This is a genomic window from Actinokineospora guangxiensis, from assembly GCF_042657845.1.
Taxonomy (GTDB): Bacteria; Actinomycetota; Actinomycetes; order Mycobacteriales; family Pseudonocardiaceae; genus Actinokineospora; species Actinokineospora guangxiensis.
This window is the reverse complement of the sequence record NZ_JBHSKF010000001.1, coordinates 58,384-74,921: the sequence shown is the minus strand read 5'-3', so window position 1 is coordinate 74,921 and position 16,538 is coordinate 58,384. Positions and strand designations below refer to the sequence as shown.

The 16,538-nt window shown below is 73.5% G+C and carries 19 protein-coding genes, 1 tRNA gene and 1 pseudogene; 11 read left to right on the top strand and 10 right to left on the bottom strand.

Translation table 11 applies throughout. The annotated features are described in order from the left end of the window. Positions 1–7: 7 nt before the first annotated feature. From ACFPM7_RS00400 to ACFPM7_RS00390, 3 genes are all read left to right on the top strand, one after another. Positions 8–90 (top strand) — tRNA-Leu (locus ACFPM7_RS00400). A 490-nt stretch (positions 91–580) separates the two neighbouring features. Next, the gene (locus tag ACFPM7_RS00395) at positions 581–1,219 is read left to right on the top strand and encodes a hypothetical protein (protein ID WP_378242491.1); all 639 of its coding nucleotides are present in this window, start codon (positions 581–583) and stop codon (positions 1,217–1,219) included. 277 nt (positions 1,220–1,496) lie between these two features. After that, positions 1,497–2,171 carry an NAD(P)H-binding protein gene (locus ACFPM7_RS00390; protein ID WP_378242489.1) on the top strand — a complete coding sequence of 225 codons (675 nt, stop codon included), beginning with the start codon at positions 1,497–1,499 and terminating at the stop codon, positions 2,169–2,171. Here ACFPM7_RS00390 and ACFPM7_RS00385 read toward each other — a convergent pair. Continuing rightward, positions 2,135–3,448 carry a D-arabinono-1,4-lactone oxidase gene (locus ACFPM7_RS00385; RefSeq protein ID WP_378242487.1) on the bottom strand — a complete coding sequence of 438 codons (1,314 nt, stop codon included), beginning with the start codon at positions 3,446–3,448 and terminating at the stop codon, positions 2,135–2,137. The genes ACFPM7_RS00390 and ACFPM7_RS00385 overlap by 37 nt on opposite strands. A gap of 60 nt (positions 3,449–3,508) precedes the next feature. On the opposite strand from ACFPM7_RS00385, the gene ACFPM7_RS00380 reads away from it, so the two are divergent. Continuing rightward, complete coding sequence (locus ACFPM7_RS00380) at positions 3,509–4,720, top strand: amino acid deaminase/aldolase (protein ID WP_378242485.1); 1,212 nt, start codon at positions 3,509–3,511, stop codon at positions 4,718–4,720. On the opposite strand, the gene ACFPM7_RS00375 is transcribed toward ACFPM7_RS00380, so the two are convergent. The 3 genes and pseudogenes from ACFPM7_RS00375 to ACFPM7_RS00365 form a co-directional block, all read right to left on the bottom strand. Continuing rightward, positions 4,717–5,340 (bottom strand): TetR/AcrR family transcriptional regulator, encoded by a 624-nt coding sequence (locus tag ACFPM7_RS00375; protein WP_378242483.1) that lies wholly within the window; start codon positions 5,338–5,340, stop codon positions 4,717–4,719. The genes ACFPM7_RS00380 and ACFPM7_RS00375 overlap by 4 nt on opposite strands. A 264-nt stretch (positions 5,341–5,604) precedes the next feature. After that, positions 5,605–5,934 (bottom strand): hypothetical protein, encoded by a 330-nt coding sequence (locus tag ACFPM7_RS00370; RefSeq protein WP_378242481.1) that lies wholly within the window; start codon positions 5,932–5,934, stop codon positions 5,605–5,607. Between the two features lie 12 nt (positions 5,935–5,946). Beyond that, positions 5,947–6,135: pseudogene (locus ACFPM7_RS00365) on the bottom strand (hypothetical protein); the annotation flags it as partial. A 280-nt stretch (positions 6,136–6,415) separates the two neighbouring features. On the opposite strand from ACFPM7_RS00365, the gene ACFPM7_RS00360 reads away from it, so the two are divergent. The 3 genes from ACFPM7_RS00360 (at position 6,416) to ACFPM7_RS00350 (ending at position 9,100) form a co-directional block, all read left to right on the top strand. Further along, positions 6,416–7,786, top strand: a complete 1,371-nt coding sequence (locus tag ACFPM7_RS00360; RefSeq protein WP_378242479.1) for a helix-turn-helix domain-containing protein — start codon at positions 6,416–6,418, stop codon at positions 7,784–7,786. A gap of 37 nt (positions 7,787–7,823) precedes the next feature. Continuing rightward, positions 7,824–8,714, top strand: coding sequence for an aminoglycoside phosphotransferase family protein (locus tag ACFPM7_RS00355; RefSeq protein ID WP_378243780.1), 891 nt, complete (start codon positions 7,824–7,826; stop codon positions 8,712–8,714). A gap of 98 nt (positions 8,715–8,812) precedes the next feature. Continuing rightward, the gene (locus ACFPM7_RS00350; RefSeq protein WP_378242477.1) at positions 8,813–9,100 is read left to right on the top strand and encodes a hypothetical protein; all 288 of its coding nucleotides are present in this window, start codon (positions 8,813–8,815) and stop codon (positions 9,098–9,100) included. 162 nt (positions 9,101–9,262) lie between these two features. On the opposite strand, the gene ACFPM7_RS00345 is transcribed toward ACFPM7_RS00350, so the two are convergent. Genes ACFPM7_RS00345 through ACFPM7_RS00325 form a run of 5 tightly spaced genes read right to left on the bottom strand, consistent with a single transcriptional unit; the run spans position 9,263 to position 12,581 of the window. Further along, positions 9,263–10,258, bottom strand: coding sequence for a copper resistance D family protein (locus ACFPM7_RS00345; protein ID WP_378242475.1), 996 nt, complete (start codon positions 10,256–10,258; stop codon positions 9,263–9,265). Continuing rightward, positions 10,255–10,779 carry a copper resistance CopC family protein gene (locus ACFPM7_RS00340; RefSeq protein ID WP_378242473.1) on the bottom strand — a complete coding sequence of 175 codons (525 nt, stop codon included), beginning with the start codon at positions 10,777–10,779 and terminating at the stop codon, positions 10,255–10,257. Before ACFPM7_RS00340 ends, ACFPM7_RS00345 begins: the two co-directional genes overlap by 4 nt. Before the next feature lies 1 nt (position 10,780). Beyond that, on the bottom strand, positions 10,781–11,539 hold the full coding sequence (locus ACFPM7_RS00335) for a YcnI family copper-binding membrane protein (protein ID WP_378242471.1): 759 nt from the start codon (positions 11,537–11,539) through the stop codon (positions 10,781–10,783). Between the two features lie 45 nt (positions 11,540–11,584). Further along, positions 11,585–12,094 carry a hypothetical protein gene (locus tag ACFPM7_RS00330; protein WP_378242469.1) on the bottom strand — a complete coding sequence of 170 codons (510 nt, stop codon included), beginning with the start codon at positions 12,092–12,094 and terminating at the stop codon, positions 11,585–11,587. 49 nt (positions 12,095–12,143) lie between these two features. Beyond that, on the bottom strand, positions 12,144–12,581 hold the full coding sequence (locus ACFPM7_RS00325) for a DUF6474 family protein (protein WP_378242467.1): 438 nt from the start codon (positions 12,579–12,581) through the stop codon (positions 12,144–12,146). A 78-nt stretch (positions 12,582–12,659) separates the two neighbouring features. On the opposite strand from ACFPM7_RS00325, the gene ACFPM7_RS00320 reads away from it, so the two are divergent. After that, positions 12,660–14,318, top strand: coding sequence for a TM0106 family RecB-like putative nuclease (locus ACFPM7_RS00320; RefSeq protein ID WP_378242465.1), 1,659 nt, complete (start codon positions 12,660–12,662; stop codon positions 14,316–14,318). Here the strand turns inward: ACFPM7_RS00320 and ACFPM7_RS00315 are convergent. Then, positions 14,300–14,494, bottom strand: a complete 195-nt coding sequence (locus ACFPM7_RS00315) for a hypothetical protein (RefSeq protein WP_378242463.1) — start codon at positions 14,492–14,494, stop codon at positions 14,300–14,302. The two genes, ACFPM7_RS00320 and ACFPM7_RS00315, sit on opposite strands and share 19 nt — an antisense overlap. A 401-nt stretch (positions 14,495–14,895) precedes the next feature. On the opposite strand from ACFPM7_RS00315, the gene ACFPM7_RS00310 reads away from it, so the two are divergent. Genes ACFPM7_RS00310 through ACFPM7_RS00300 form a run of 3 tightly spaced genes read left to right on the top strand, consistent with a single transcriptional unit; the run spans position 14,896 to position 16,500 of the window. Further along, positions 14,896–15,666, top strand: a complete 771-nt coding sequence (locus ACFPM7_RS00310; RefSeq protein WP_378242461.1) for a hypothetical protein — start codon at positions 14,896–14,898, stop codon at positions 15,664–15,666. Beyond that, positions 15,663–15,956, top strand: a complete 294-nt coding sequence (locus tag ACFPM7_RS00305; RefSeq protein ID WP_378242459.1) for a hypothetical protein — start codon at positions 15,663–15,665, stop codon at positions 15,954–15,956. The genes ACFPM7_RS00310 and ACFPM7_RS00305 overlap by 4 nt, the downstream gene beginning before the upstream one ends. Positions 15,957–15,960: 4 nt before the next feature. After that, the gene (locus ACFPM7_RS00300) at positions 15,961–16,500 is read left to right on the top strand and encodes a hypothetical protein (RefSeq protein ID WP_378242457.1); all 540 of its coding nucleotides are present in this window, start codon (positions 15,961–15,963) and stop codon (positions 16,498–16,500) included. Positions 16,501–16,538 lie beyond the last annotated feature (38 nt).

Here is a 16,538-nt window from a genome sequence, read left to right as displayed (position 1 = left end):
CGCACTCGGGCGAGTGGCGGAATGGCAGACGCGCACGGTTCAGGTCCGTGTGTCCGAAAGGACGTGGGGGTTCAACTCCCCCCTCGCCCACAGGCCGAAGGCCGACCTTGTTCGCGCGAAGCGCTCACCGGGTCGGCCTTCCGTCATTTCCGGGGCCGAGCCCCCGGACCCCCACGGTGCGAAATCTCTCGATGCGGGGTGGAGAGGGCGGTTCGCGCGGTCGTCGTGGCGACCCGGCGTGACCGCTGATCGGCTCGGCGTTCCGCCAATTGACTCTGCGTGGTCGCGAGGTTGCCCTCGGTCGGGGGCAGGCGAGTGGCGATGGGTGAGCGGCTCCGCACCCTCTGTCGACGCGTTGGTGCAGGTGGGTGGCCGGTCACCCGGTTGGACGCACAGTCGGGGTGAAGTCCTGATACCGCCTGTCGACCGGTTATCGCCCGCTTTGCGCCGCCGGTCGCAGGAGGGGCGCGACGGTCTCTGATTCACCCCATCCAGGCTGGTACTCCAGTGGTGTACCAATCGACACTCTTGCCCGACCGGCTCCCGGTCTGCGACGGGTGGCAGATGAAGGGCGGATTTCGTGAGTGGCACCCCTGGGCGCACGGCGGTCAGCGAGCACGTCAACACGCTGCCCGCGCAGCTGGCCCCGCCGGTCGAACTGCCCGGTCCCGTCGCCGACCTGGCCGAGGCCGCCGCGGCGGCCATGGGCTGGGCCGGTGTCGTCCTGCCGGAGACGACCGTTCTCGGCAGGCGGGTGTGCCTGGTGGCCGAGCTGCTGCCCGACGCCCACGCCGAGCGGATCTGCCTCGGCCAGCAGCCGGTGACCGACCGCACCGCGGTCGCCACCTGGGCCTGGCCCGAGCTGGCCGGCCGGGTGCCCGAGCCCGCCGTCCGCGTCGTCGGCGCGATCGCCGTCGCCCGGCACTGGCGGACCGGCCTGGCCAACGCCGTGCCGTTCCTGCGCTACGGCGACGCCGCCGTCGTGCTGCCGACCTCGGCGGTGCTCACCCACGACTACCTCGCCAACTGCCTGCCCCGGGCCCGCGCCTACGGCGTCGCGGTGCTGGCCGCCGAGCCCGACGGCGACGCCTGCGGCCCCGTGCAGGTCGACCTGCCCGGCCGCGTCGACCGGGCCCTCCCCGAGGTCGACGCGCTCTACCGCTGGGTCTCGGAGCTGGCCTACGAGCAGATCCTCGAATCGGCGGTCAGCCCCGCCTGACCGGCGTCGGCGGGAGGACCGCTCAGGCTTCGGCGAACCGCCGAGCGGACCACGGATTCCCGCGCGCTCCCGGTGGACGTGATCGAAATCCGACTCCGTCGAAAGAAGCGCGCGCACCCTCGCCGATCGTGATGTGACAAGAACGAGAACCACATCGTGCGGTGCCGGTGTTCGCGAGCCCCACCGGGACCGGCCTGCGCATGCGCACCTTGCCAGGAGGGCTGGAACCGCGTCCTCGGACCGGCGGTCCCGGCCGCCGGGGGTTAGGTTTCAGGCCATGCGCATCGCGATCGCGGGTGGCCACGGCAAGATCGCTCTGTTGACGACCGCGCTCGCCGCGGGTCGCGGTGACGAGGTGGTCGGCATCGTCCGCAATCCCGACCATGTCGCCGATGTGCGCGACCTCGGGGGCGACGCGGTCGTGCTGGACCTGGAGTCCGCCGGGGCCGAGCAGGTCGCGGCCGCGCTCGCGGGGGCCGACGCGGTGGTCTTCGCTGCGGGTGCCGGTCCGGGCAGCGGACTTGAGCGCAAGGACACCGTCGACAGGGGGGCCGCCGCGCTGGTCGCCGACGCCGCTCGGGTGGCGGGTGTGCTCCGCTTCCTGCAGATCAGCGCGATGGGCCTGGACCGCGCGGCCGACCCCGGCGTGGACCCGGTCTTCGCCGCCTACCTGGCCGCCAAGGCCGCCGCCGAGGACGACCTGCGCTCGCGCGACTTCGACTGGACGATCCTGCGGCCCGGCCGCCTCACCGACGACCCGCCCACCGGCCTGGTCACCCTCGCCGACTCCGTCGAGCCCGGCGCGGTCACCCGCACCGACGTGGCGGGCGTGCTCCTGGCGCTCATCGATGAGCCCGCCAGCGCGGGTCGCACGCTGGAGCTGGTCGGCGGGGACACCGAGATCCCCGCGGCGGTTCAGTCCGCGATCGGGCCGAGCACGCGGTCGGTGTAGGGGTTGCGGAACAGGCCGCCGGGGTCGACCTCGGCGCGGACGCGGCGGAAGTCGGCGAAGTGCGGATACCGCTCGGCGAGGGCGGGCGCGTCCAGCGTGTGCATCTTGCCCCAGTGCGGGCGCCCGCCCGCGGCCCGCGCGATCGACTCGAACAGCGCGAAGTACTCCGCGTGCGGCATGCCCTGGAACTGGTGCACCGCGAGGTAGGCCGAATCGCGGCCCTGGGCGGTGGAGAGCCAGATGTCGTCGGCGGCGGCCACGCGCACCTCGACGGGGAACATGACCGGGTCGGCCAGCCTGGGCACCTCGGCGCGCAGCTCGCCGAGCACGTCCTTGAGCGCTTCCCTCGGGATGGCGTACTCGGATTCGGTGAAGCGGACCTTGCGGCTGGTCACGAAGACGCGGTGCGAGACGTCCTGGTAGGACCGCTCGGACACCGCGGTCGAGGAGAGCCGGTTGAGCGGGCGCACCAGCGCGGGCACGGCGCGGCCGAGGCGGCACAGCGCGCCGAAGGCGGCGTTCTCCAGCAGCTCGTATTCGACGAACGTGCGCACCGGGCCCAGCGGCTTGGCCTGGCTGCCCGCGGGCAGCCGGTTGTTGCGCTTGGTCAGCGCCTTGGCGCCGTAGGGGAACCAGTAGAACTCGAAGTGGTCGTTGGCGGCGCAGTGCTCGTCCAGGCCGTCGAGGACGTCGTCCACCGGTTCGGGGCGCTCGACGGCGGAGAGCACGAAGGCCTGCTCGGTGCGCAGGGTCACCGCCGTGATCACGCCCAGGGCGCCGAGCCCGACGCGGGCCGCGGCGAAGAGGTCGGGGCGCTCGTCCGCCGAGCAGGTGACGACCGATCCGTCGGCCAGCACCAGCTCCAGCGCCTCGACCTGGGTGGCGATGCCGCCGAAGCGGGCGCCGGTGCCGTGGGTGCCGGTGGAGATCGCGCCCGCGACGGTCTGGGCGTCGATGTCGCCGAGGTTGGTCATGGCCAGGCCGAGCCGGTCCAGCTCGGCGTTGAGCCGGGCGAGCGTCGTGCCCGAGCGCACCGTGACGAGGCCGCTGGACACCTCTGATGAAACGATTCCCGTCCAGTGGGCGAGGTCGATGGCGACGCCGTGCGCCGCGCCGACCGCGGTGAACGAGTGCCCGCTGCCGCGGGCGCGCAGCGTGAGCCCGGCCGCGGTCGCCGCGGTGGTCGCCGCCGCGATCTCCTCGACCGATCGGGGAGTCAGCACTTCCGCGGCCACCGCGCTCTCGGTGCCCGCCCAGTTCCGCCAGGCCCTGGTCATCCCAGGACAATATGTGAATCGACTTCACATTTCAACCGGGATTGCCGTACCGTTGCCCGCGTGGACCAGCGCAGCCTCGACGCCGCCACCGCCCACCTCGACCCGCCGTTCGCGGTGGTCGACCTGGCGGCGTTCGACAGCAACGCCGCCGACCTCGCCCGCCGCGCCGACGGGCGGCCGATCCGGGTGGCGAGCAAGTCGGTGCGCTGCCGTCCCCTGCTGGAACGAGTGCTGCGCGCCCCGGGGTACGCGGGCGTGATGGCCTACTCCCTGGCCGAGGCGCTGTGGCTGAGCGAGGCCTGGGCGGACACCGACCTCGCGGGCACCGACATCCTCGTCGCCTACCCCACCGCCGACCGAGCGGCCCTGCGCGAGCTGGCAGGCCGCGAGCGCGCCCGCGCCGCGGTCTCGGTCATCGTGGACTCGGTGGCCCACCTGGACTTCATCGCCGCCGCGCTCGGGCCCGGCCACCCCGAGATCCGCGTCTGCCTGGAGCTGGACGTGTCCTGGCGACCGCTGTTCGGCGACCCCAAGGTGCACGTCGGCGCACTGCGCTCGCCGGTGTTCACCCCGGCGCAGGCCCGCGCCCTGGCTGTCGAGATCGGACGCAGGCCCGGGATCGCCCTCGTCGGCGTGATGGCCTACGAGGGCCAGATCGCCGGTCTGGGCGATGATCCGATGAGCCGACCGCGCGGCGCGGTGCTGCGCTGGATGCAGAAGCGCTCCGGCGCCGAGCTGCTGCGCAGGCGCTCGGCGGCCATCCGGGCCGTGCGCTCGGTCGCGGAGCTGGAGTTCGTCAACGGCGGCGGCACCGGCAGCGTGGAGCTGACCCGCGCCGACCCGTCGGTCACCGAGATCGCCGCCGGGTCCGGGCTCATCGGGCCTGCCCTCTTCGACGACTACCGGGCGTTCACGCCGCGGCCGTCCCTGCTGTACGCGGTTCCCGTCGTGCGCAGGCCCGCCCCCCGCGTCGCGACCGTGTTCGCGGGCGGCTATCTGGCCTCCGGGCCCGCCGACAAGGCCCGGCTGCCGCGGCCGCACCTGCCCGGTGGCCTGCGGCTGACGGCCATGGAGGGCGCCGGCGAGGTGCAGACCCCGGTCATCGGCGAGGCCGCCGACCGGCTGCGCGTCGGCGACCGGGTGTGGATGCGCCACGCCAAGGCGGGCGAACCCGCCGAGCGCTTCACCGAGTACCACCTCATCGACGGCACCGGTGGCACCGACGCGACCGCCGTGCCCACCTACCGGGGCGAGGGAAAGAGCTTCGGCTAGACCCGCCAGGACTCCAGCTGCCCCGACAGGTACGCCCTGACCACCATCTTCGCCTCCGAGATCACCGTTTCCTCGGGGAACAGGCTGCGCCGGAAGGCCAGGTTCAGGATGCTGTCGGCGATCTCGTGGGCCACCGCGACGGGCAGCCGGATCTCCTCGGCCGCCACCCCGAACCGGGCGCCGAGGAACGCGGCGATGTCCTCGGCGATCACGGTGTTGTTGTCCCGGTCGTCATCGATCAGCCGCACGTCGACCACGTCGCCGAAGCGGATGCGCCGGAAGCCCGGGACCTCCCGGTACATCTCGACGTAGAGGTCGAAGACGATGTCCGCGCCGAGCGTCCAGTGCGCCAGCGGCGTCGCGTCGAAGCGGCGGCCGATCTCGGTCATGAAGTGCGCGAGGTTGCGCTGCGTCAGCGCCTGCACGACCGCCCGCTTGTCCGGGAAGAACTGGTACAGCGATCCCACCGCCACCTCGGCGCGCTCGGCGATCAGAGTGGTGGTGACGCCGTCGTATCCGAGGTCATCGATCAGCTCCGCGCACGCGTCGAGCATGCGCTGGACGCGCTGGGCGCTGCGCTGCTGGACGGGCTGCCTGCGAAGCGGGGTCGGGCTGGCCACGCGACTCCTTCCGGGTGGTCGGTGGCCTCCATAGTGCCCGGTCGAGCCGTCGGGCGGGGCGGGTTCGGTGCGGACTGCCCCTTTGGTACCGCGGACCGGTGCTGGTCGGGGGAGGGGATCAGCAGCACCGGCCCGCGGGGGTCTGTGTCAGGTCAGGCGGCAGCCGGTTCACCGCGTTCGGGGGCACGGGTGAACCGGCCGCCTGCCTGGTCGGCGGTCGCGTCGTCGCACGTGTCCGGGGTGGCGACGACCCGACCGCCGGGTCTAGCGCGCGCCCGCGGGAACGGGGCGCAGGGCGTGGCGCGCGGGCTGCTGCGGGGCGAGGCCGCCCGCCACGAGGTGCTCGTAGGCCGCGCGCCAGACGGGGCACGGGGCCTTCTGCTGGCGCCAGCGGCTGGAGCAGACCGGGCAGTTGCCCTTGTCGTCGGGCTCGTGGGCGCTCAGCATCGCGCGCCAGCCCTCGGTGAGGCGGGGCAGCTCAGAACGCGCGACGGACAGCAGAGAAGGGGCATCGGCCCTGTTGGCCAGCTCGGTGAGCATGTCCAGGCGCTCCCACACGGCGCTGCGCAGGACCTGGCCGAGTATTTCGTCCACCTAACGTCACCCTCACCTTTCCGCCTGTGCGGCGGCTTCCTCGAGGGCGGTCCGCAACTGGCCGAGCTGGCCGGAGGTGAGGACCGCCGTCTCGCCGGGGGGTCCGACGAGGACGACCGTGTCTTTCTCGACGAGCACGGTGAGGCAGCGGTCGCGGTTGACCACGTCGCCGCAGGAGATGCGCCACACCCGGCGCCCGCCCGCGGGCACGTCGCGGAGCCCGGTAGGTGCCGACCCGGTTGGCGTCGTACCCAGCAGCTCCACGACTTTGGTTTCCCTCCGTGCTCTCACGCTTACAAGGAACTACATTGAGGTGTGGTGGACGGGATTGTCAGAGACGCAGCGCCGATCGGCGGCCGATCCACGGTAAGCGGTCGACGGTCTTCGGTCGGACCGATCAGGTTCACCGAAGTGCACTTCTCGTGCCTCGTGAAGTGCGCTTACGCTGCGCTCGACGCCCGATGGACTGTGAGGGGGCGGAATGAACTCGATCGGATCTCAGAGTTCTCCCATTACGAGTGACACGTGGGAAGACCCGGAGATGCGTTCCGCGCTGGCCGCGCGGGAGGTCAGTTCCGTCTACCGGCTGCTCAGGCGCACCGGTGTCTCACAGCGCCAGATCGCCGCGATGACCGGCCAGTCGCAGTCCGAGGTGTCGGAGATCCTCAAGGGTCGGCAGGTCATGGCCTATGACGTGCTCGCCAGGATCGCCGACGGTCTGGGTGTCCCGAGGGGATACATGGGCCTCGCGTACGACGAAGTCACCGCGGTGCGAGTCGCGGTCAGTCGCGAGGCCTCAGACTCTGAGGAGAGCGAAGAGGTGAAGCGTCGGGAGTTCCTGGCACACGCCGCCGCCGTGACGGTGGGCGCCAATGTGCTGGGCACCAACTCCGGCTCGTGGGTGGCGAGCCCTGAGCACACCCCGGGACCGGGGCGGATCGGGATCACCGACGTCCGCCAGGTGGAAGCCGCCACGCGCGCGCTGCGGTCGCTGGACTACCAGTACGGCGGCGGCTTCTGCCGCGACGCCGTGGTCGCGCAGCTGTCGTGGGGCCAGCAGATGCTGAACGCCTCGGGCACCGAGCACGTCAAGCAGCGCCTGCATGTCGCCCTGGCCGACCTGCACAACCTGGCCGGGTGGACGTCCTTCGACATCGGACTGACCGACTCGGCCCGCACGCACTTCGGCAAGGCGCTTGAGCTGGCCAAGGCCGGGCGCAGCGAGCCGCTGGTCGCGAACATCCTCTACCGCATGGGGCGGGTCTACCTGCACCAGAAGTCCCCGGACGACGCGCTGAAGATGTTCCAGCTGGGCCAGATCGCCGCCCAGGAGTCCGGCTCCGAGCTGGCGGTCGCGGTGATCTGCGCGAACCAGGCGTGGGCGTACGCGATGCTGGGGCGCAAGGAGCAGACGATGAAGCTGCTCAACCGCACCCGCGACGAGTTCGGCCGGGCCAACCTGGCCGACGCCGACGACTGGGTGAAGTTCTTCGACGAGACCGACGTGCACGCCATGATCGGCACCGTCCACACCGCCCTGGCCGCCACGGTCGACCCGAGCCACACGAAGTTCGCCATCCCGGCGCTCTCGCGCGCCCTGGACGGCTATGGCGACGACATGGCCCGCAGCAAGGCGTTCAACCTGAGCGCGCTCGCGGTCAACCACCTGCTCGAAGGCGACATCGATCATGGCGCGAAGGTGGGCCGCCAGGCCGTAGACCTGGCGGTGAACCTGAAGTCCAAGCGGGTCGTGGACCGGCTCGACACCCTGCACGACGAGGCCGTCAAGCGCAGCAACAACGCCGACGCGCGCGACCTCGCCGAGCAGATCTCCAGCGTCAAGATCGCCTAGGTCGACCGGTGTCACGGTGCCTGTGGTCGCCGAGGGGATGTTCACCAGGGAGAATCTGCGCTCCGCGCTGGCGGAGGTCTGCGCGGCCGCCGGTCTGGACCCGGCGGGCGCGCGGCTGCTGAGGTTCACCAACAACGCGGTGTTCCTGCTGGCCGGCGCGCCGGTCGTGGTCCGCATCGTCGGGTCGGTGGCGCTGCGGCACCGGGTGCGCAAGGTCGTGGACGTGGCGCGCTGGTTCGCCGAGCACGACGTGCCCGCGGTCCGGCTGATGGCAGGCGTCGAGCAGCCGGTCGAGGTGGGCCCCTACTCCGCCACGCTCTGGGACGAGGTCCCGCTGACCGGCCGTCGACCCGAGCCCGCCGACCTGGCCGCCCTGCTGCGCGAGGTGCACGGCCTGCCCGCGCCCGCCGGGCTGCCCGCCTGGGACCCGCTGGACGACGTCCGCAGGCGCATCAGCGAGGCCGAGGGGCTCGCGAGCGGTCTTGTCGACGGCGAGCTGGACTTCCTGCGGGAGCGCTGCGCCGAGGTGGCGCAGCGGCTGGGCGGCGTCGAGTACGCCTTGGCCGCCGGGTTCGTGCACGGCGACGCGCACCTGGGCAACCTGATCCCCGGCCCGGCGGGGCCGGTGCTGTGCGACTTCGACTCCAGCTGCGTGGGCCCCCCGGAGTGGGACCTGACGCCGCTGGCCGTCGGGGTGCGCCGCTTCGGCGAGCCGGTGGCCCGCTACGCCGAGCTGTCCTCGGCGTACGGCTTCGACGTGATGGCGTGGCCGGGGTTCGCGGTGCTGTGCGAGGTGCGTGAGCTGAAGCTCACCACCAGCGTTCTGCCGATCATCGGCAGCAGCCCGGAAGTGCGGCCTGAGCTGCTGCGCCGACTGCGCGACTTCCGTGTCGGTGACACCTCGGCGACCTGGTCGCGCTACACCTGACGCGGGGGTTAGCCCGTTCGGCGGTTGTGCGCCGGTAACGAGCTGCGTTGTGTGAACGACAGCACGGACGAAGGGCCGATCGGGGTGAAGGGCGGCGCATGTTCGGGAAGGCGCGACGCGGCAAGCGGGCGCTGGAGTCCGCCCAGGTGCTGGACGACGTCGTGGAGAGCCAGCTCGCCCTGGTCGCGCGCCTGCCCGAGGAGAGCCGGGTCCGCGCCGCCGAGCACCTCGCCGAGATGGTGCTGCTCGCCCAGGCCTACCGGCACTACGCGCAGGGCTGGATCACCCGCAGGGAGCTGGACCGCCGGGGCCGCGAGGCCGCCGAGAAGCTGACCCTGATGCGCAGGCCGAGCCCGATCCGCGTGCATCTCACCGAGCCGGACTGACCATTCACCGTTAAGCCCTCGGCCGCCGGGCGGGTTGCACGCCGCGGGCCACTCGCCGCCGAACGGCACGGGTGGGGCGATGAGAGGAAGTTGTCCACAGGTTGTGTGGACAAACCTGTGGACTGACCTGTGGACAAGAATGCGGGAATCCTGTGTCCCAGGTCATGCGGCGGGCACCCTGGTGAGCACCACGGCCAGCCCGAACGCCAGACCCATCACGCCCAGCTCCACCGCCGCCCACGTCACCAGCGGTGTCCGCCGGTGCGCGGCGATCCCGGGCAGCAGCCGGAACCGGATGTGCGCGCCCAGCGCGCCGAGCGCGACCAGGCAGCCGAGCTTGAGCAGCAGCACGACCCCGTAGCCGCCGGCGAAGACGGCGAAGTCCGGGGCCAGCTCGATCGCGCCGTTGACCACCCCGGACACCCCGACCACGAGCACGCACACCGTGGCCAGGCGGGAGAACCGCGGCAGCGCCACCGCCAGCAGCGTCCGGTTGGCCGCCAGCAGCACCACCACCGCGCCGAGGCCGCCCGTCCACGCCGCCGCCGCCATGACGTGCAGTTCCATCGAGATCATCGTGACGTCGTGCCAGCGCCACCCGCTGGCGTGCCCGGTCACCGGCAGCGGCAGCAGCGCGAACAGCGCCACGGCCGCGCGCAGCTCGGCGGGCACCGCCTCGCCCTTGCGCACCGCCAACCCGCACAGCACGGCGCTGACCAGGGCGAACCCGGCGACGAACACCAGTGCCTTGCCCGCGCCCACGGTCGAGACGTACTCGGCCACCGCGGCGGGCGACACCGCCCCGGACGCCCGCAGCTCCGCGGTCTGCAGCACCAGGGCGACCAGCGCGGCCACCGCCCACAGCAGCGACGTGGCGACCGCCGCGCGCCGGGCGGCGGCCAGGACCGGCTCGGCGCTGCGCGGGCGGTCGAAGCCGACGAGCATCGGCAGCAGGCACAGCCCGACCGTGGCCACCGCGGCCAGGTCCAGCAGCACCCTGGCCAGCGGCAGCCCGATCCGCACGCCGGCGCCCGCGTCGGGCAGCCCGGCGATCGGCTCGGCGGCGGTCACCGCGATCCCGAGCAGCACGCCGGCCGCGGCCGCCACGGTGACCGCGGGCAGGACGAGCCTGCCCGCGGTCCGCGCGCGCTCGGTCACTTGGCGGGCGCGCCCAGGCGCATCGCGGCGACGATGCCGACCGCGACCAGCACGACCGCGCCGCCGATCCACACCCACACCGGCACGCCGCCGTCGGCGGAGCCGGTGTCCGGGGCGGGCGCGGTGATCTCGGCGGGGGTGCCGTTGCCCGCCTCGGTGAGGGTGAACGTGACCTCCCCGCGCACGGGGTGGCCGTCGGCGGACAGGATCTGGTAGCCGATCCGGTACTCCCCGGCCGGGCCCAGCTCGCGCACCGGGGCGCTGACCGTGGTGCCGCTGACCGTCGGTGCGCCTGCCTGCCACTGCGTGTCGCCGGGCCCGATCACGACGACGGTGTTGAGGTCCTCGCTGCCCTGCACCGCCTGGTCGAACACCAGCTCCACGGTCGAGGGCCCGGTCTGCAGCGACGCCTTGTTCGCCGGGTTGCTGCTGACCAGCTGGTTGTGCGCGTACGCCGGTCCGGCGAGGCCGAGGAGTCCGAACAGGACCAGGCCGAGCAGCCCCAGCAGGCGGGTGCGCACGTCAGGCCTTCGTCAGGCGCCGGGCGCGCAGCGTCGCGCCGACGCCGATGCCCAGGCCGAGCGCGCCGACGGCCAGGCCGATCCCGCCGAGCCAGCGCGCGGTGGTGTCGGTGCCCGCGGCCTCGGCGTGTCCGCCGTCGGAGTCGTTGGCGGTGTTGGTGGCTCCGCCCGCGCTGTCGGTGCCGCCGGAGCCGTGGCCGTGGCCGCCGTCCTCGGAGTCCTTGGCCGCCAGCTGCACGACCGGCGCGGGGCGCTCGGGCTCGGCGCCGTCGGTCGGCGGGGCGTCCCAGGCGACGACCTTGCCGCCCTCGTAGGTCTGGATCGCCGGGATGACCAGCTGCTCGGTCTCGGGCATCGGGCCGCCGCTGACCTCGAACTCGCCGAACTCGCCCGGCGCGATGCGCACGCCGGAGTCCGCGGTCCAGGTGACCGAGAGGACGGCCTCCTTGATCTCGTTGCCGTGCACGGTGACCGGAGTGTCCAGCGGGCCCTTGGTGACCTTCGCGGTCCAGCCGGGGACCGGCTTGGTGCGCAGCGAGACGAGCGGGGTGTCCTGCGGGAGCTTGATCTCCAGCTTGACGGTGCCGTTGGCGTCGTCCTCGTTGGGCACCCGGAAGGTGATCTTGGTGTAGCCGCCCTGGGTGGCGGTCTCGCCGATGACCTTGGCGGTGACGTGGGCGGAGGCGGTGCCCGAGGAGAGCAGCAGGGCGCCGCCCGCGCAGAGGGCGACCGCCGCGGCGCGCGCGGAAGTGCGGTTCATCGTTGGGGGGTTCTTTCCTGATCGGTGGATTCGGGGGTTCGGTGATCAGGAGGGGATAGGGGGGCCGCGGCGGGCGCACACCACCCGCAGCACCACGGCGAGCAGGGTGCCGACCCGGGGGCCCGCAGGCGGCGCGACCGCGGCGGGCGGGCTCGACGGCGGCGCGACGAGCGCGCGGACCAGCCCGCGCAGCGCCGCGCCGATGAGGTCTAAGGCGTGCCCGGCCCGCGCGTGCAGCCACGCCGCGAGCGCGGTGGCGAGCACGTGGGCGGCGGTCATCAGCAGTCCGTTGACCGGGGCGTCGCCGGCCGGGGTGTCGGGGTGCGCGACCCCGGTGAGCAGCAGGTGCAGGGCGGACTGGCCGCCCGCCAGCAGCGCGAACGCCACCCACGGCCCCGTGCCTGCCAGCGCCGACCCGGCCCACGCCACCAGCGCCACGATGGCCACGGTGGGCGCGGCGTCGGGGAACCCGCCGCCCGCCGCGCCGTGCGCGGCGATCGCCAGCGCGCCGGTGCAGGCGCCCAGCAGGGCGCCTCGGGACCGGCGGGACGTCATGGCCCCAGCGTAGTCAGCGCTGTCCAGACCACCAGGTCTTCGTGTGTGCTCAGACACCCAGTCGGCGCAACAGCCGCGCCTCGATGCCGTCCAGCTCGGTGGAGACCGCCTTGTGCGCCGCGCGCCTGCGGCCGGCGGGCATGCGCTCGGCGGCGCGCACCGCGGCGGCCAGCTGGCGCAGCCGGGTCTCGGTCTCCTCGGTCAGCTCGGCGGCCTCGACGGCGTCCTGGCCGTCACGCTCGGGAAGCTCCGCGAGCGCCGTCGCCACGCCCGAGATGCGCGCGTGCAGCACGCCGCCGTGCCCGGAGTACTGGGCCAGCTCGCCGACGTCGATGCCCATGCGGCGCGCGCGGTGGCGGTCCCAGCGCTCGCGCAGCACCCCTGTCGCTTTGATCAGGTACGGCGTGACCACGGGAATCACGGCGGGCGCGACCACCTTGGCCACCGCGATCGCGTTCTTGGCACTCCCCGGGTTGATCCGCGACATCTCCTGCCTCCACAGCTCGATGGTGTGCAACCTACCGACCCGTCCGATCCGTCGCACAGGGCAACTAAACTGCGGTACGTGACGAACACGGTGCTCCTGGACGCCGGCGTGGTGAGCCGCTGCAGGCGTCGCGTGCACCTTGAGCACGATCCGGCGATGCGCGAGGCCCACCGAGCCGCGCCCGACCCCACCGGCGAGCTGCGCAAGGCCGACGCCGCCGCGCACCGCCGCGCCGTCGCCGACCGGCTCGCCGAGCGCCACGGCACGGCCTGGCGCGAGATCGGGCCGGGCCCGGCCGCCGAGCGCGAGCTGGCGACGTCGGCCGCCATCGCCGACGGCGCCGCGTTCATCTGGTCGGCGCAGCTGCCGCGCGACGCGGGGGGCGGCAGGCGCGGCACCATCGATCTGCTGGTGCGCTGCGCCGAGGGCGCGGGCGGCGCCTTCGGGTACGTGCCGGTGCTGGTCGTGCGGCACAAGGTGACCGACCCGGGCACGGGGGCGCGCACCTGCGCGCTGGCCGAGCTGCCCGCCGTCGGCGGGTCCCCCGACGAGCGGCGCAAGGTGCGTCCCCAGCCGCGCGACCAGCTCCGCCTCGCCCACGTGCGCAGACTGCTGGAGGCGGCCGGTCACGCCGCGCCCGGCCCCGCGCTGGCCGGGGTCATCGGCCTCGACGGCGACGTCGTCGTCTGGCACGACCTGGACGCCCCGACCTGGCCGGGCGGGCGCACCGCGCTGGAGGAGTACGACAGCCGCTTCGCCGACCGGCACGCCGTCGCCGCCGCCGCGGCGGCGGGTGGGCGGGCGCTGGCGGAGCCGTCGCGGATCGTGGAGTGCCGCAGCTGCCCGTGGTGGCCGGTCTGCGAGGGCGAGCTGATCGCAGGCCGCGACGTGAGCCTGGTCGTGCGCGGGGAGGACGCGGGCCTGCTGCGGGAGGCGGGGGTGCGCACGGTCGACGAGCTGGCCGCGGTGGACCCGGACGCCTCCGGCGATGAGGTGCCCGCCCTGGTCGGCATGCCGGTCGCCGACGCCGTCGGCCTGGCCAAGGCCTGGCTGGCCGACCTGACGCTGGTCCGCCGCGCGGAGCGGGTCACCGTGCCGCGCGCCGATGTCGAGGTCGACGTCGACATGGAGAGCTTCGGCGACGCGGGCGCCTACCTGTGGGGCGCGCTGCTCTCCGGCGCGGACGTGGGCCTGGCGCCGGGCTATCGCGCGTTCGTCAGCTGGGAGCCGCTGCCCACCGACGACGAGGCCCGCTCCTTCGCCGAGTTCTGGGCCTGGCTGACCGGGGTCCGCGCCGCCGCCGCGCGCCGGGGGCTGACCTTCCGCGCCTACTGCTACAACGAGCTGGCCGAGAACCGCTGGCTGCTCGCCTCGGCCAAGCGCTTCGCCGGGCGTCCCGGCATCCCGCGCCGCGCCGAGGTGCTGGCGTTCATCGAGTCCGACGCCTGGTTCGACCTCTTCGCCAGCGTCCGCGCCCACTTCCTGTGCTCGCACGGCAAGGGGCTCAAGACGATCGCCCCGGTCGCGGGCTTCACCTGGCGCGACCCGGATGCCGGCGGGGAGAACTCGATGCGCTGGTACCGCGCCGCGGTGGGCCTCGACGGCGGCGTCCCGGACCCGGCACAGCGGGTGCGGCTGTTGGAGTACAACGAGGACGACGTCCTCGCCACGGCCGCGCTGCGCGGCTGGATGTCCTCGCCGGAGGTCGAGAAGATCCCCTACGTCGGCGACCTCTGAGGCGTCCGGTCGACCGCGATCGGTCCGAACTCGACGGTGACGTCGCCGAGCACGAGCAGCGCGGCGGTGAGCAGCGCGACGAGCACCGCCAGGGTGGCGGCCAGGCGCGCGGCGCTCGACCAGGAGTTGGTCCAGCGGTGCAGCAGGGCGGGCCAGGTGGTGGGGTCTGCGGTCATGGCGGAATCCGTTCTCTCGGTTGTGCCGTTGGCGCATTCCTATGCCGTGGCGCCGCGCCCGGGCAAAGTCCCGAGGTGACAAATCGGTGCCGGACCGACCGATAACGGAGTGGCTCACCTGCGATTCTTAAGAATCTCTTGATCTTCGCGTTTAATGGTTGAGTTGTCACCGAGTTGGCTTGATCGAATCGGACTTGTCGCAGCTCAGGCCAAGTTGTCAGACGCTTGTACACCAAGTTGTCCGGTGATGGGCCGAGTGACCCCGATCTCCCCTGAAGGGGGGAAGTCGAGTGCGGCGCGATTTGACTCTCCGCTACGCTTTGGCCACCTTGAGAAACCGCCAAGAAAGGGGGATGGCGGTGCGTAGAACACTGGAATGCCGACTGCACCACGGTCGCGGGGTGCGCGATCCGGACCTCATCGCCGCACTTCCCGCCGACTTCGCCCGGCGCCTGCACATCGACCGCGGCGCCCACCCCGACCTCGTGCTCGCCACACTGGTCTGGCAGGTCAGGACCGCGATCGCGCGGGTGCCGCTCAGCACGGCCCACCGCCGCGTCTTCACCGCCGCCTTCAACCTCGACCGCGACCCGCGCCTCACCGCGACCACCACCCGCAAGGAGCGCTTCGCCCTGCTGCGCGCCGCGGGCGGGCCCGCGCCCGACACCGCGAACCGCTACTGCTCCAAGGACATCGGCCCGGTCACCGACCTGCTCAGGAACGGCCGCTTCGCGCCGCCGCCCGCGGCGGAGCTGGCCCGCGAGGCCGGGGAGGAAGCCGAGCACCGCACCCGGCACGCCCGGCCCGCGGCGCTGTCGGAGGACGAGTTCGCCCGCGTCGTCGCCGAGCGCGGCCCCGGCGCGGGCCCGGCGGTCAAGCGCGGCGTGGTCCACTTCGCCGTCTCCGAGCGCGGCCTGATGGTCGTGCGGCGCACGGCGGGGGTCGGCGACGTCGCCTGCGTGTTCACCAGCGCCGAGCTGCTGGCGCGGTACCAGCGGGCGACGGGCGCGCCCGAGTCCGACCGCCGCACGCGCGCGCCGGGCCTGAAGGTGCTCCAGCGGCTGGTGCAGGACGGCTCGCTGGGCCTGGCGGTCAACCCGCTGGGCGGAGCGGGCGCGGACGCGGGCCACGCCTGGACATCGGAGGAGCTGATGGCGCTGATGGCGCTGTGAGCGGGTTCTCCGTCGACCTCGCCGAGCTGGCCGCCGTCGCAGGCCGGGCCAGGGCGCTGGCCGACGACGTGCGCGACGACGCGGTCTGGAGCTTCGCCCTCGACGTCGCCAACTGGCCTGCTGAGGACCCGGTGCGCGCGGCGGTCGAGCGCTACCAGCGCAGCCTGCGCGCGGCGGTCTGGCGGGTGTGCGCCAAGGCCGACGCCACCGCCGAGAACCTCGACGCCACCGCCACGGCCTACCGGCGCGCCGACGACGACGTGCGCGCCGCACTGGACGAACTGGGGTAGGGGCGTGGAAGAGCAGGTCCCCGGCGCCGCCCGCTGGGTCGCCATGTTCGCCGAACAGCTCGCCGCGCAGGCCGAGCCGCTGCACCGCGGCCTGGCCGCCGCGCGCGACCTCGACCCCGCGCACTGGGCGGGCGCGGCCAGCGAGGTCTACGCCCTGGCCCGTCCCGAGCTGCCCACGGCCATGGGCGCGGTCGTCGACCTGCACGCCGGGGTGCGGGCGCGGGTCGAGGGGCACAACACGTTCGTGCACACCCTCCCGCACCTGCTGCGCGACGCCGACCCGGACGAGCGGGCCCGCCTCCGCGCGCTCTACCTCGGCACGGCTCAGGATGTCGCCGCGTTCCTGCGCGCTCGCGCCGACGCCCTCGACCTGGTGCTCCCCGACCCCCTCTCCGAGTCCGTCCCCGAACAGCGCCTCCCGGAGCAGGTCCCCGAGCAGCGCGCCCCGCAGCGGGCACTCTCGCGGGAGGACAGGTACGCGGCGCTGGTCAGAGACGAGGTGATCGCGGGCACGCGCACCGAACGGCTGCGCTGGGCTGTCTGATCGGCCCGCGCCCACTACGGTTCAAGCATCAACGAACC

Coding starts and splice junctions, on each gene's coding strand:
- ACFPM7_RS00390 (WP_378242489.1), top strand. CDS start 1,497: ATGCGCATCGCGATCGCGGGTGGCCACGGCAAGATCGCTCTGTTGACG.
- ACFPM7_RS00385 (WP_378242487.1), bottom strand. CDS start 3,448: ATGACCAGGGCCTGGCGGAACTGGGCGGGCACCGAGAGCGCGGTGGCC.
- ACFPM7_RS00360 (WP_378242479.1), top strand. CDS start 6,416: ATGAACTCGATCGGATCTCAGAGTTCTCCCATTACGAGTGACACGTGG.
- ACFPM7_RS00355 (WP_378243780.1), top strand. CDS start 7,824: ATGTTCACCAGGGAGAATCTGCGCTCCGCGCTGGCGGAGGTCTGCGCG.
- ACFPM7_RS00350 (WP_378242477.1), top strand. CDS start 8,813: ATGTTCGGGAAGGCGCGACGCGGCAAGCGGGCGCTGGAGTCCGCCCAG.
- ACFPM7_RS00335 (WP_378242471.1), bottom strand. CDS start 11,539: ATGAACCGCACTTCCGCGCGCGCCGCGGCGGTCGCCCTCTGCGCGGGC.
- ACFPM7_RS00330 (WP_378242469.1), bottom strand. CDS start 12,094: ATGACGTCCCGCCGGTCCCGAGGCGCCCTGCTGGGCGCCTGCACCGGC.
- ACFPM7_RS00325 (WP_378242467.1), bottom strand. CDS start 12,581: ATGTCGCGGATCAACCCGGGGAGTGCCAAGAACGCGATCGCGGTGGCC.
- ACFPM7_RS00315 (WP_378242463.1), bottom strand. CDS start 14,494: ATGACCGCAGACCCCACCACCTGGCCCGCCCTGCTGCACCGCTGGACC.